12 protein-coding genes are annotated in these 13,389 nt (G+C 74.2%); 5 read left to right on the plus strand and 7 right to left on the minus strand.

Annotated features, from left to right (window positions below):
• Window positions 1–23: 23 nt before the first annotated feature.
• Both CPE01_RS00350 and CPE01_RS00355 read right to left on the minus strand, forming a co-directional pair.
• Complete coding sequence (locus CPE01_RS00350; RefSeq protein WP_281285082.1) at window positions 24–1,040, minus strand: TIGR03557 family F420-dependent LLM class oxidoreductase; 1,017 nt, start codon at window positions 1,038–1,040, stop codon at window positions 24–26.
• Between the two features lie 120 nt (window positions 1,041–1,160).
• The gene (locus tag CPE01_RS00355; protein WP_146804661.1) at window positions 1,161–2,189 is read right to left on the minus strand and encodes an EamA family transporter; all 1,029 of its coding nucleotides are present in this window, start codon (window positions 2,187–2,189) and stop codon (window positions 1,161–1,163) included.
• 153 nt (window positions 2,190–2,342) lie between these two features.
• Between CPE01_RS00355 and CPE01_RS00360 the strand changes: the two genes are divergently transcribed.
• A complete protein-coding gene (locus CPE01_RS00360; RefSeq protein WP_146804662.1) occupies window positions 2,343–2,891 on the plus strand; it encodes a CGNR zinc finger domain-containing protein in 549 nt (182 codons plus the stop codon).
• A gap of 8 nt (window positions 2,892–2,899) precedes the next feature.
• Here the strand turns inward: CPE01_RS00360 and CPE01_RS00365 are convergent, their stop codons facing one another.
• From CPE01_RS00365 to CPE01_RS00380, 4 genes are read right to left on the minus strand one after another with little or no spacing between them, the layout of a single operon-like run.
• Window positions 2,900–3,571 (minus strand): hypothetical protein, encoded by a 672-nt coding sequence (locus CPE01_RS00365; protein WP_146804663.1) that lies wholly within the window; start codon window positions 3,569–3,571, stop codon window positions 2,900–2,902.
• Window positions 3,568–4,272 carry a hypothetical protein gene (locus CPE01_RS00370; RefSeq protein ID WP_146804664.1) on the minus strand — a complete coding sequence of 235 codons (705 nt, stop codon included), beginning with the start codon at window positions 4,270–4,272 and terminating at the stop codon, window positions 3,568–3,570. Before CPE01_RS00370 ends, CPE01_RS00365 begins: the two co-directional genes overlap by 4 nt.
• Window positions 4,269–5,813: a hypothetical protein gene (locus CPE01_RS00375; protein WP_146804665.1), complete on the minus strand. Its 1,545-nt coding sequence runs from the start codon at window positions 5,811–5,813 to the stop codon at window positions 4,269–4,271. Before CPE01_RS00375 ends, CPE01_RS00370 begins: the two co-directional genes overlap by 4 nt.
• Window positions 5,810–6,097 carry a hypothetical protein gene (locus tag CPE01_RS00380; protein ID WP_146804666.1) on the minus strand — a complete coding sequence of 96 codons (288 nt, stop codon included), beginning with the start codon at window positions 6,095–6,097 and terminating at the stop codon, window positions 5,810–5,812. The genes CPE01_RS00375 and CPE01_RS00380 overlap by 4 nt, the downstream gene beginning before the upstream one ends.
• A gap of 167 nt (window positions 6,098–6,264) precedes the next feature.
• On the opposite strand from CPE01_RS00380, the gene CPE01_RS00385 reads away from it, so the two are divergent.
• From CPE01_RS00385 to CPE01_RS00400, 4 genes are all read left to right on the plus strand, one after another.
• Complete coding sequence (locus tag CPE01_RS00385) at window positions 6,265–6,768, plus strand: hypothetical protein (protein ID WP_146804667.1); 504 nt, start codon at window positions 6,265–6,267, stop codon at window positions 6,766–6,768.
• 60 nt (window positions 6,769–6,828) lie between these two features.
• Window positions 6,829–9,468, plus strand: a complete 2,640-nt coding sequence (valS, locus tag CPE01_RS00390) for a valine--tRNA ligase (protein ID WP_146804668.1) — start codon at window positions 6,829–6,831, stop codon at window positions 9,466–9,468.
• A 64-nt stretch (window positions 9,469–9,532) separates the two neighbouring features.
• On the plus strand, window positions 9,533–11,407 hold the full coding sequence (locus CPE01_RS00395) for an AMP-dependent synthetase/ligase (RefSeq protein ID WP_146804669.1): 1,875 nt from the start codon (window positions 9,533–9,535) through the stop codon (window positions 11,405–11,407).
• A gap of 122 nt (window positions 11,408–11,529) precedes the next feature.
• Window positions 11,530–12,147 carry a PilZ domain-containing protein gene (locus tag CPE01_RS00400; protein WP_146804670.1) on the plus strand — a complete coding sequence of 206 codons (618 nt, stop codon included), beginning with the start codon at window positions 11,530–11,532 and terminating at the stop codon, window positions 12,145–12,147.
• A gap of 34 nt (window positions 12,148–12,181) precedes the next feature.
• Here CPE01_RS00400 and CPE01_RS00405 read toward each other — a convergent pair whose 3' ends face one another.
• Window positions 12,182–13,384, minus strand: a complete 1,203-nt coding sequence (locus tag CPE01_RS00405; protein ID WP_146804671.1) for a baeRF2 domain-containing protein — start codon at window positions 13,382–13,384, stop codon at window positions 12,182–12,184.
• Window positions 13,385–13,389: the final 5 nt, after the last annotated feature.

The raw sequence follows: 13,389 nt of genomic DNA on the forward strand, positions 1-13,389 counted from the left end.
CACCCTGGTCAGCCCGTCCTCGCTCACCGGACGAGCTTCGGCAGCACCTGCTCGCCGAACGTCTCGATCCACTCGCGCTGGTTGCGCCCGACGTTGTGCAGGTAGATCCGGTCGAAGCCCAGGTCGACGTACTTCTGGATCGCAGCGCGGTGCACGTCCGGGTCGGACGAGATGACCATGCGGCCCTCGAAGTCCTCGGGGCGCACGAGGCGCGCCATCTGCTCGAGCTCGAACGGCGAGCGGATGTCGGCCTTCGGGAACTTCATGCCGCCGTTGGGCCACTCGTGCATCGCGTTCGCGAGCGCCTCCTCGTCGGTCGGCGCCCACGACAGGTGCACCTGCAGGACCTTCGGCAGGTCCTCCGGGTTGCGGCCGGACTCCTTGACTCCCTCGTGGAACCGGGAGAACAGGCCCTCGATCTTCTCGAGCGGCGCGCCGACGGTGATGAGGCCGTCCGCGTGCCGACCTGCGCGCTTGGCGGTGATCGGACCGGCTGTCGCGACGAGGATCGGCGGGGCGACCTCCGGCATGGTCCACAGGCGCGTGGACTCCATCTTGTAGAACTCGCCGGAGTGCTTGACGTCCTTGCCCGCGAGCGAGGCGTGGAAGAGCTTCTTGATGATGTCGATGGCCTCGAACATCCGGTTGATCCGCTCGGGCGCCTCGGGCCAGTACTGCGCGGTGATGTGCTCGTTGAGCGCCTCGCCCGAGCCGAGCCCGAGCCAGTGCCGTCCGGGGTACATCGCGGCGAGCGTCGCGCTCGCCTGCGCGACCATCGCGGGGTGCCAGCGGAACGTCGGCGCGGTCACGCCGGGTCCCATGTCGCCGTTCGTGCGCTCGCCGATCGCGGTGAGCACGTTCCACACGAACGCGGCCTGCCCCTGCGCGGGAACCCAGGGCTGGAAGTGGTCCGCCGCCATGACACCCGAGAAGCCGTGCTCCTCGGCGTACGCCGACAGCGCGACCGCCTCGGTCGGGTGGAACTGCTCGAGCATCGCCGCGTACCCGACCGTCAGGCCGGATGCCGTCACACCAGTCACGTCGTCCTCGTTCTCGTCTCGCGGGTGGTCCGCAGCAGGTGCGTCCGTCCGCGCTCGACCCTAGTCCGCCGGTGTGACGATCGTGCGACGGGGGTCGCCGGCGACGCCCGTCGCGAGCCTCTACCGCGGCCCGGCCAGCGCACCCACCGGGACGTCCTGCGTCGACTCGGCGGCGTCGGCCGGCGCACCGCGGGTCGCCTCGTCCGACATCGGCGCCGGCGAGCCGGCGCGCAGCTCGCCGTCCGCCGCGGCGCCCGACCGCACGAGCGCGACCCCGCCGACGACGAGCACCGCGCCGACCAGCTGGATCACGAGCGGTGCCTCGTCGAGCAGCAGCCACGCGAGCAGGACGGCGAACAGCACCTCCATGAGCGCGAGGAACGACGCGAGCCGCTCGCCGAGCAGCCGCACGGACACCGCGCTCACGCCGTACGCGAAGGCGGTGGGCACGGCGCCGACGACCAGCAGCGGCACGAACCACTCGACGTGCGCGCCGAGCACGTCGACCTGCACGCGCGGCGCCTCGACCGGCAGGATCCCGACGAGCGCTACCACGCTGACGGTGAGCGCGCCGACGAGCATCGCGGAGCCGGCCAGGCTCACGGGCGGCAGCGCGATGGGCCGGGCGGTCAGCGCGAAGTACGCGGCGTTGCCGATCGCCGCGGCGAACGCGAACACCAGGCCGAGCGCATCGAGCTCGAGCGAGCCGGTCACGTCCAGCACGAGCACGAGCCCGGCCATCGCGAGCGCCGCGCCGGCCAGCGTCGCGCGTGACGGCATGCGCCGCGTGCGGGACCACGACCAGCCCAGCAGGAGCAGCGGTCCCGTGTACTCGACGAGCAGCGCGACGGCGACGGGTAGCCGGTCCACCGCGAGGAAGTAGAACGTCGACGCCCCGGCCACGCCCAGCAGGCCGAGCGCGACGACCGTGCGCCACTCACGGCGCAACGCCGTGCGACGCCCGCGCAGCGCCCACGCGGCGGGTCCCGCCAGGAGCACCGTCCCGAGCCACAGACGCACCAGGATCGCCGCGCCGGGCGTCCACCCCGCGGCGAGCAAGGGCTTGACGACGGGACCGCTGGTGGCGAACGCGAGAGCGGCGACGAGGCCCGCGACGATCCCGGCGCTGCGCGCGCGTGTGCCCTGCATGACGTGCTCCTCGCGGTGAACTGTGGGCTGCGCCCTGCGCGTTGCCCGACGCGCGCGGCCCCCCGCATGCTCGGGTGCCCACGCACGCGACATGTCAGGGGTCACAGGCTTCTATGCTCGTGACAGTAGGACCCGCGACCGTCAGGAGTCAATGTGGTTTTCGCTCGTGACACCGAGGCCAACCTCCAGGCCGCGGTCGAGCTGGTCAACAGCGCACGGCGCCGCGACGGCCAAGACGCCCTCGCGAGCATCGACGACCTCGACGCGTTCTACCGCCGCTGGGCCTACTCGGTCCGCCACGACGGCGACGACGCCGAGCTCGCACAGGTGCACGACGCGCGTGCCGTCCTGGGCAGGCTCTGGGACGTCGACCGCGACGAGGCCGCCGCGCTGGTCAACACGATCCTGCGCGATGCGTCCGCAGTGCCGTTCCTGACCCGGCACGACGGCATGGACTGGCACCTGCACGCGACCGTCCCGGACGCGCCGCTCGCGACCGTCATGCTCGTCGAGACCGCGATGGGCGTCGCCGACGTCATCCGGTCCGACGAGTACGACCGCCTGCGGCGGTGTGCGGGTGAGGACTGCACCGCGGTGCTCGTCGACCTGTCACGCAACCGCTCGCGCCGGTTCTGCGACGTCAACAACTGCGGCAACCGCGCGCACGTGGCCGCCTACCGCGCGCGGCAGAGCACCGACTGAGCCGGCGTTCAGTCGGGCAACGGGCCTCCGAGCGACGGCAGCGCGGCGGGGGTCCCGACCCACCGCAGCCCGGCACCCGGTGCGGGCTCGCCCAGGCACGTCGCGAGATCGACCGCGACCTGCGGGGCGCCGTCACGCACCGCGGCAGGCAGCAGGGCGGGGTCGTGCACGTCCTGCGGCGCGGCCGCGACGACCGCGACCCCCACGACCGTGGTGCCGCGCGCCGCGGGCAGGCCGAGCTCGTCGACGACCTCGCCGGTCACGGTCGCAGTGGCGGGCACGCCGTCGAGGACCTCGCGCACGAGGTCGACGCGCACCGAGTCCCGCGGGCCCGCGCACTGCGCGTAGACCGGCCTCCACCCGGCGGCGACGGCCGCGTCGACCTCGGCACCGACCGCGCGCCACGGCACGTCGTCGGACTCGACGCGCCCCGACGCCCGCGGTCGCTCGTACCGGCCGCCGCCGGGGTCCTTGCCGACCTCGACCTGCGCGCCGGCGGGCCACGGCTGGGCGCGCAGCGCGTCCAGCACGTCCCCCCGGCTCAGGTCGCGCGCGCAGGCACCCAGCCCGACGACGACGAGCGCGACACCCGCGAGCGCACCCACGACGAGCACGACCCCGCTGCGCGCACCCGTCCCCGCACGGACGCCGAGGGCGCCCGAGCCGCGACGACCCGTCACCGGTCGCCCCCGTGGCCGCCCTGCACGGCCGCGAGCAGGTCGTCGGGACCCACGCCCGCTCCCCCGGACCCGCCGAGGCAGCTCAGGGACTCGTACGCGACCGGCTCGGGGGGCACGTCGATCGTCAGGTCGTTCGTGTGATGCGGCGCGAACGCGGCCACGAGCACGCGGCGCGGCACCTCGCGCGCCGCGCGGTCGACCGCTGACCCGTCTGCTGACCCCTCTGCGGGCCCGTCTGCGGGACCTGCGGCGGACTGGTCCTGCTCGAGGCGCAGCTCACCCACCGCCACGGACCCGTCGGACAGCTCGCGCACGAGCTCGACGGTCACGGCGTCGGCCGCGGCGTCGTCGCACCGCGCCGCCGCGACGACCCAGCCCTCGTCGGCCGCCGCGGCGGTCTCACCCGCGAGCACGTGCGCCGCGGTGCCTGTCGTCGTGCGTGCGCTGCGTCCCGAGCCCGCCTCGAACTGCCGGTTCGTGCCGAACGCGTACCGCCCGACCGTCAGCGAGGTCGCCGCGAGCCACGGGTCGGCGGCCAGGTCCTGGTAGCGCGCAACGTCGACGCTCGTCGTCTGGTCGTCCGGGACGTCCGGCGTGCACGCGGCGAGCACGACGAGCGCCGCACAGCCCGCCGCGGCACGCGGCAGGGCGCGGTGCCATGCAGCGGGGGCGAGCGCGGCTCGCGGGACGGGACGCGTCACGGCGTGACGACGGCCCACGGCTTGGCCCACCCGCCCACGGAGAACTCACCGTTCACGAACTGCTCCTGCGTCACGACCACGCGCTCGCCGTGCCCGGGCTCGTAGATCTCGATCGTCCCGTCGCCGTGCGCGTAGACCAGCACGACGTGCCGGGGCGAGGTCTCGTCGCCCACGTACAGCACCGCGGGGTTGCCCTGGTCGGTGGCCTCGACGAGCTGCTGGTACGCGTCCTGCTTGTCGTCCGGCGAGGCCGGGTCGACCATGTCGACCTGGTAGCGCACGCCCTCGGGCGCCATCGCGTCGAGCTCCTCGGCGGCGGCCCACGGCGACGTGCCGAGCGCCGGGATCCACGGCATCGAGACGTTGCCGGGCCGCCAGCCGCGGTCCGGGTCGATGCGCGGGTCGTCGGTGCGGCGCTTCATCTCCGTCTCGAGCTCGGTGAACCGGTCCGCGGGCGTGCGCTGGGGGTCGTCGGACTGTCCTGTCGTCGCGTCGTAGCCGGTCAGGACGCGCAGCGCGAGGACCGGGTCGCGCAGCATGCTCGCGTAGACCAGGGACGACGAGCCGCACGTCGTCCCGGTGGTCTGCGTGAACGGCCCGTCGCGCCGCAGCGCGGACTCGGGGTCGAGCAGCGCGTCGGGGTCGGGCGCGCGGTTGATCCGCTCCGCGAACCGGCGCAGCGTCGAGATCGAGCTCCCGGCCGCGAGCGCGGCGAGCAGCCACGCCCGGTGCCGCTGCGAGGCGGCGCCGTCCATGAGCGTGTCGAACGCGGCCCGGTCCTGCGGCGACAGCGCGTCGTACGCGGCTCGGGCGCGTTCGAGCACACCGTCGACGAGCGGCGGTCGGCCCGAGCCGGGCGCGTGCTGCCCGAGCGTGTCGAGCGCGCGCATGCCTGGCGCCGCGCCGTCGGGGAACGGCATCGCGGCCTCGACCGCGGCGAGCTCGTTCGCGCACGCCTTCGCGGCGGCAGCCGCGTCGCGCCAGGACTCGAGCGCCGCGGTCACGGCGTCGCGCAGGTGACGCACCACGTCGTCGAGCTGGTCGAGCTCGCCGGGGTGCCGCGGGATGTCGTCGCGCGCACGGCGCAGCGACGCGCCGACGTCCGCGTGCCGACGCTGCGCGCGGGCGAGCGCCTCCGCATGGTCCTCGAGCGCGACGACCGCGCGGCGGGCCCCGGCTGCGGCATCCGTGAGACGCGAGTCGAGCTCGCGCGCGGTCGCGTCGAACGCCAGCGCGGCTGTGCCCGTCCAGACCGTGCGCCGGTGCACGCGGTCGGCGTCCACCTTGTCGGTCGTCACGGTCAGGGCGCGCGCGAGCGTCGACCAGGCCTGCGCGGCGCGCGCGCTCGCCGCCGGGTCGCCCGGTGGCGGATCGGTCGCGATCGCGACGATCCGCTCGATGAGCCGGCGCGCCGCCGCCACGTTCTGCACGATGTCGAGCGGGTTGAGCGAGAACCCCGCCTCGTCGAGCGCGTCCATCGCGCGCCACAAGGACTGGATGACCTTGTCGAAGTCGACGTCCACGACGCCGCGCCCGGTCACGGCCGGATCCCGCGGAACGTGGCGGCTGTCTGCTCGTCGCCGTCGGTCGTCGCGCGCACGCACGCGTCCAGCTCGGTGCCCACCTCGACCAGCGCGGCCGCCGCGACCCGCAGCCCCTCGGTCCACCGGTGCACCGCGCGCGCGTGCGCGCTCGCGACCGGGACCACGGCCTCGTCGGCCGCTGCTGCGTGCGCGTCGCGCGCGCGCCCCAGCTCCATGCCGGAAGCCCGGAACCGCACGGCCATGGCGCTCACCGCCGCGGGCTGCAGCTCGACGTCGCTCACGCGTCCCCCCACCTCGTCGTCCTGTGCGCCTCGCCGCGCACCGGCCCGGGTCATCGTGGCAGACGACGGCCGACCGCGGCACTCGGACGACCGTGCGTCGAGCCGCCCACGGGCTGCGCTCGGACGTGCCACGATCAGCGCGCCAACCCTCGCGCAGAAGGAGCGTCGTGGACACCCTCGGATACCAGGCACTCGTCCAGCAGCGGCTCGTCGCAGCGGGCTACACGTTGCGGATGACACCGCCGGCGGGCCTCGTCGGCCACCGCCGGGACTTCCGGCTGCGCTGGATGGCGACGGCCGTGCACACGGTCGTCCACGTGACCACGACGCCCCACGTCACCGCGGACGGGCTCGCCGGCTTCACCCGGTCCGCGCTGAGCCACTCCGAGGTCGCGCACGGGCAGATGCGCGGGCTGCAGTCGGGCGTCGCGGTCGTCGCCGCCGTCATCGCGGAGTCGGCGGACGACGAGGCGCACGCCTACGCGATGCGCACGATCCCGAAGGACTTCGCCGCGTTCGCCTGGCCGGTCGTCGTCGACCTCGGCGCCGAGCTGCGGTCGAGCCACGCGGGCAGCCCGCTGGTCGGGGCGGTGTACTCGTCCTGGATGCGCCAGCAGATCGAGGCGCTCCTGCCACAGCCCGACGCGGTCGCGGCGACCGCCCGCGACTGAGCCGTCCGGCGCGCGAAAGCGGTGCAGGAACACCCTCGGAGTCTGGGAAGATGGGCGGTCATGAGCGACCTGACCTCCCGTACCGACGTCCCGACGACCTCCACCGGCCGCCGTGTACCGGACAAGGTCGGCCTCGAGGGGCTCGAGGAGTCCTGGTCGCAGCGCTGGGCCGAGCTCGGGACGTACACGTTCGACCGGACGAGGTCGCGCGAGGAGATCTACTCGATCGACACCCCGCCGCCCACGGTCTCGGGCTCGCTGCACGTCGGGCACGTCTTCTCGTACACGCACACCGACGTCGTCGCGCGCTACCGCCGCATGCGCGGTGCCGAGGTGTTCTACCCCATGGGCTGGGACGACAACGGCCTGCCGACCGAGCGCCGCGTGCAGAACTACTACGGCGTGCGTTGCGACCCGTCGCTGCCGTACGACCCGGACTTCACGCCGCCGCACGAGGGCACGGACGGCAAGACGATCAAGGCGTCCGACCAGGTGCCGATCAGCCGCCGCAACTTCGTCGAGCTGTGCGAGCGCCTGACGGTCGAGGACGAGCGCCAGTTCGAGGCGCTGTGGCGCCGGCTGGGTCTGTCGGTCGACTGGTCGATGACCTACCAGACGATCTCCGCCGAGGCGCGCGCGGTCGCGCAGCAGGCGTTCCTGCGCAACCTCGAGCGCGGCGAGGCGTACCAGGCCGAGGCCCCGGGCCTGTGGGACGTGACGTTCCAGACCGCGGTCGCGCAGGCCGAGCTCGAGGCGCGCGACTACCCGGGCGCGTTCCACCGGGTCGCGTTCCACGGCGCCGACGGCCCGGTCCACATCGAGACGACGCGCCCCGAGCTGCTGCCGGCGTGCGTCGCGCTCATCGCGCACCCGGACGACGAGCGCTACCAGCACCTGTTCGGCACCACGGTGACGACGCCGCTGTTCGGCGTCGAGGTCCCCGTGCTCGCGCACCCGGCGGCCGAGCCGGACAAGGGCGCGGGCATCGCGATGTGCTGCACGTTCGGTGACCTCACCGACGTCCAGTGGTGGCGCGAGCTGCAGCTCCCGACGCGCTCGGTGGTCCAGCGCGACGGCCGGCTGCTGCGCGAGACGCCCGAGTGGATCACCTCGCCCGAGGGTCGCGAGCGCTTCGCCGCGCTCGCCGGCAAGACGACCTTCTCGGCGCGCGAGGCGGTCGTCGCAGGCCTGCGCGAGACGGGCGACCTGGACGGCGAGCCCACGCCCACGCAGCGTAAGGCGAACTTCTACGAGAAGGGCGACAAGCCGCTCGAGATCGTCACGAGCCGGCAGTGGTACATCCGCAACGGCGGGCGCGACGAGGAGCTGCGCACGGCGCTGCTCGAGCGTGGCACCGAGCTCGGCTTCCACCCCGAGTTCATGCGGGTCCGGTACGCGAACTGGGTCGGCGGCCTGAACGGCGACTGGCTCATCAGCCGCCAGCGCTTCTTCGGTGTGCCGTTCCCGGTCTGGTACGCGCTCGACGCCGACGGCGAGCCCAACTACGACGAGCCGCTGCGGCCCACCGAGGACCAGCTCCCGGTCGACCCGTCGTCGGACGTCCCCGCCGGCTACACGGCCGACCAGCGCGGCGTCCCGGGCGGCTTCATCGGCGACCCCGACATCATGGACACGTGGGCGACGTCGTCGCTCACGCCGCAGATCGCTGGCGGCTGGCGGTCCGACCCGGACCTGTTCGCGCGCGTGTTCCCCATGGACCTGCGCCCGCAGGGCCAGGACATCATCCGCACGTGGCTGTTCTCGACGGTCGTGCGCGCGCACCTCGAGCACGGGTCGCTGCCGTGGTCCGACGCGGCGATCAGCGGCTGGATCCTCGACCCCGACCGCAAGAAGATGTCGAAGTCGAAGGGCAACGTCGTCACGCCCATGGGCCTGCTCGAGGAGCACGGCTCCGACGCGGTGCGCTACTGGGCCGCCTCGGCGCGCCTCGGCACGGACGCGGCGTTCGAGATCGGCCAGATGAAGATCGGCCGGCGCCTGGCGATCAAGGTCCTCAACGCCTCGAAGTTCGTGCTCTCGTTCGGCTCGGCCGACGAGGAGCCGTCGCTCGACCCCGCGCTGGTCACCGTGCCGCTCGACCAGGCGATGCTCGCGGGCCTCGCGGAGGTCGTCGAGCAGGCGACCGCCGCCCTGGAGTCGTACGACCACACGCGCGCGCTCGAGCTGACCGAGACGTTCTTCTGGACGTTCTGCGACGACTACGTCGAGCTGGTCAAGGACCGCGCGTACGGCGAGGGCGCGGGTGCCGCCAGCGCCCGCGCGGCGCTGTCGCTCGCGCTCGACGTCCTGCTGCGCCTCCTGGCGCCGGTCCTGCCGTTCGCGACCGAGGAGGTCTGGTCGTGGTGGCGCGAGGGCTCGGTGCACCGCGCGCCGTGGCCGACCTCGGAGCCGCTGCGGGCCGCGGCCGGTGACGCGTCGTTCGCGACCGTGACCGCCGCCGGTGCCGCGCTCGCCGCGCTGCGCAAGGTGAAGTCGGAGGCCAAGGTGACGATGCGCACCGAGATCCTCGCCGCGCGCCTCGAGGTCCCGGCCGCGCAGCTCGCGTCGGTCGAGGCGACGGTCGACGACGTCCGGGCCGCCGGCCGGGCGGTCGGCACGCTCGAGGTCGTCGCGGCCGACGTCGAGCAGGCGGTCGCGGTCGACGTCGAGCTCGGCGAGTCGGTCAAGCGCGGCGCCTGACCGACGCGCTCCCGGTCGGTTACCGAGCGGTAAGGTCGTGGGCGTGCCGAACGGTGAGACCCCCATGCCCGCGCGCCCCCGCTCCTCGTCGTCGGCGGGTGTCTCCCCCGACGACGTCGCCCAGGTGCCCGCGGACGCGCCGCGCTCCATCCCGGGACTCCTCGCCCGCCGGCTCGAGCGCGACGCGGACGGCACGCTCATCGAACGCTCCGCCGGCCCCGGCCAGCCCTGGACGCCCGTGACGGTGCGCGAGTTCGCGGCCCAGGTCACCGCACTCGCGCAGGGCCTGGTGGCCCGCGGCATCAACCCCGGGGACCGCGTCGGCATCATGTCGCGCACGCGCTACGAGTGGACGCTGCTGGACTTCGCGATCTGGGCCGCGGGCGCGGTCGGGGTCCCCGTGTACGAGACGTCGTCGGCGGAGCAGGTGCGGTGGATCTGCGCCGACGCGGGCACGCGCCTGGTCGTCGTCGAGACCGAGGCGCACGCCGCGGTCGTCGCCCAGGTCCGCGACGACCTGCCCGGCCTGACCGGCGTCCTCGTCATCGACTCGGGAGGCCTCGACGACCTCGTCGCCGAGGGACGCGACGTGCCCGCCGACGAGATCGCGCGGCGCAGCGCGATCGCGGGGCACGACGACCTCGCGACGATCATCTACACGTCGGGGACGACGGGCCGGCCCAAGGGCGTCGAGCTCACGCACGGCAACTTCGTCTCGCTCACGCTGCTGGGCATCGAGGGGCTCACCGACGTGTGCGCGCGTCCGCACTCACGCACGCTGCTGTTCATGCCGCTCGCGCACGTGTTCGCGCGGTTCATCCAGGTGCTGTGCGTGCCGTCGGGCGCGGTGCTCGGCCACACGCCGGACACCCGCAACCTGCTGCCCGACCTCGCCGCGTTCCAGCCGACGTTCGTCCTCGCGGTCCCGCGCGTGTTCGAGAAGGTCTACAACTCCGCCGAGCAGAAGGCGGGCGGCGGTGTCTCGCTGCGCGTGTTCCGCTGGGCTGCGAAGGTCGCGATCGCGTACTCGCGCGCACTGGACACCCCGCAGGGCCCGAGCGCCGCGCTGCGCAGCCAGCACCGCGTCGCAGGCCGCCTCGTCCACGCCAAGCTCCGGGCCGCGCTCGGCGGCCGCGCCGAGTACGCGATCTCCGGTGGCGCGCCGCTCGGCGAGCGCCTCGGGCACTTCTACCGCGGCATCGGCGTGCGCATCCTCGAGGGCTACGGGCTCACCGAGACGACCGCGCCGACCGCGGTCAACCAGCCCGGTCTGGTCAAGATCGGGACGGTCGGCCCGGCGTTCCACGGCACGCGCCTGCGCGTCGACGACACCGGCGAGATCTGGGTCTCGGGCCCGCACGTCTTCCGCGGCTACCGGCACGACGAGGAGGCGACCAAGGCCGCGCTCGTCGACGGGTGGTTCCGCACGGGTGACCTCGGGACGCTCGACGAGGACGGCTACCTGCGCATCACAGGCCGCTCGAAGGAGATCATCGTCACCGCGGGTGGCAAGAACGTCGCACCCGCCGTGCTCGAGGACCGCCTGCGGGGGCACCCACTGGTCAGCCAGGTCGTCGTCGTCGGCGACCAGCGCCCGTTCATCGGCGCGCTCGTCACGCTCGACCCGGAGATGCTGCCGGGCTGGCTCGCGAACCACGGCCTGCCGGCCATGGACGTCGAGACGGCGAGCCGGCACGAGGCCGTGCTCGAGGCGCTCGACCGCGCGGTCGCCCGCGCGAACGAGGCGGTCTCGCGCGCCGAGTCGATCCGCAAGATCACCGTGCTGCCGGGCGACCTGACCGAGGCGAACGGCTACCTGACCCCGTCGCTGAAGGTCAAGCGCGCCCTCGTGCTCAAGGACTTCGCGGACGCCATCGACCAGCTCTACGTGGACACCCGCGCGGCTGACAGCCGACCGGCGGACACCCGTCCGGAGTAGCCGCGACGACCCGGTCGGGGCGTGTCTCCTGGTCGCGGGCGTCGCGCGCGACGCCCCCGGATCCATGGTGTAGAAACATGGACACCTGACCAGGTGTCAGGAAAGGGCGACGACGATCTGAGGTGAGCACGGTGCACGAGCTGGCGGTCTGTCACGTCGGGGCGAAGCACGGCTCGGCGGTCGGGTTCGTGGAGAGCTACGACGCGGGCGTCCTCGTGGCGCGCGTGCACTCCCCGCTGACCGACCAGCACATCGGTGACGCCGTCCAGACGATCGTGCTCGACCCCGTGCGCGGCGAGTGCCGTTACACCGGCCTCATCGGCGGGATCACCGACGAGCAGGTGACCATCGTCGTCCAGGAGCTCGTCGAGCAGAACCAGCGCCGGTCCGCGGCTCGCGCCGAGTACCAGGCGGCGTGCATCGCGGTCCGCGACCGCGACGAGGACGGCGGGGCGATCCGCCTGTCCGTCGTGGACGTCAGCGCCTCGGGGATCCGGTTCGCGAGCCCCGCCGTCCTGGACGTGGGCGACACGGTGCGGTTCTCGCTGCCCGTCGACGCCGGCGCGGTCGACCTGCGCGCGCGGGTCCTGCGCATCGAGGACGCGCCCTGGGGCTGGCGCTACGGCTGCGAGCTGCTCGGGCTGGACAACCGCACGCGCGAGGCGCTGTTCCGGCTCGTCCTCCGGCTGCAGCGTGAGCAGGCGCGGGCGCGCGCCGACCGCCGGGCCCTGGCCGTCTGAGCGGCCGAGGGTCCGCGGCGCCGACCGCGCGCGCCTAGACGATCGTCCGCACGCGCTTCGCGTCGGCCGACTGGGTGAGCAGCTGCTCGCTCGGCGTCGAGTCGTCGGACCAGCGCAGCAGCGCGCCCACGCCGTCGACGAGCTCCGGGGTGGCCTCCGCCGTGAACGTCACGCCGGCGTCCTGCCCCAGCGCCGCACGCGCGAGCGCGACGACCGCCGGGAAGCGTCGAGCCTCCGAGACGCCCAGCGTCTCCAGGTCGGCGTGGCTGGTCGCGAGCTCGAGCGGCTGGAGCCCGACCAGCACCTCGCGCTCCTGCAGGGTCGTGAGCGCGTCGTCGGCCAGCACCAGCTCGGCGACCTGACCGCGGCGCAGCACCTCGACCACGTCGTCGAGCGAGGTCACGGCGCCCGCGCCGCGCCCGAGCGCCTGCCCGAACCGGTCGAGCACCCGCTGACGTCGCCGCTCGCGGCACGCGTCCACCTCGGCCCGCACGCGCGTCGCGAACGCCTCGGGCTTGGCACCCTCGCCACGGGCCCCTCCGGGCACCTCGACGACGAGCTCACGCACCTGCCGGCCGACGTTCTCGCACACCAGCGCGACCGCCCGCACGTCGCCCGTGAGCACGATCAGCTCGGGGCACCGCTCGGCGACGCGCTTGTCGAGGAACGCGGCGACCGCCTCGGCGTTGCGCTCCCACGAGTCCTCGGCGCGCGTCTGGCTGCGACGCGACAGCCCGCCCTCGCGCGTCTTGTGCACGTCGTCGTGCCCGCCCTCGACGCTCTCGCGGACGATGTCGTCCGCCGGCGCGGAGGCCGCGCGAGCCCCGCCCGCCGACTTCCACGTGAGGTCGGCGCCCGTGCGGTCGACCGCGACGACCAGCAGGTCGACGGCCTGGTCGGCAGCGCGGACCGCGGCGACGAGGTCCGGCACGGGCCCGTGCGTCGCCACCGTCTGCGCGGGCGGCTCGGCCACGACCCGGTCCACCACGACACCGTCGGCGTCCGCGATGACGACGCGGCCGTGCGGACCCCGCACCCCGGTCGGCACGGTGACCAGGTCGGCGATCTCGTCGAGCACGCGCGCGGGCGCTCCGTCACGCTCGAGCGTGCGCCTCGCTGCTCGCCACCGGTCCGCCGCCTCCGACTCCCCCGCCGACTCGGCTCTCGTCGCGTCGAGGAAGACGGTGGTGAACGGCGACGTGCGGCCGAGCAGCGGCTTGAGCCAGTGCAGATCCATGCGGC

The organism is Cellulomonas persica (genome assembly GCF_007989825.1).
Taxonomy (GTDB): domain Bacteria; phylum Actinomycetota; class Actinomycetes; order Actinomycetales; family Cellulomonadaceae; genus Cellulomonas; species Cellulomonas persica.

What these genes read in the sequence shown, in the direction of transcription:
- CPE01_RS00355 (WP_146804661.1), bottom strand. Translation starts at nt 2,189, where the DNA reads ATGCAGGGCACACGCGCGCGCAGCGCCGGGATCGTCGCGGGCCTCGTC.
- valS (WP_146804668.1), top strand. Translation starts at nt 6,829, where the DNA reads ATGAGCGACCTGACCTCCCGTACCGACGTCCCGACGACCTCCACCGGC.
- CPE01_RS00395 (WP_146804669.1), top strand. Translation starts at nt 9,533, where the DNA reads ATGCCCGCGCGCCCCCGCTCCTCGTCGTCGGCGGGTGTCTCCCCCGAC.
- CPE01_RS00405 (WP_146804671.1), bottom strand. Translation starts at nt 13,384, where the DNA reads ATGGATCTGCACTGGCTCAAGCCGCTGCTCGGCCGCACGTCGCCGTTC.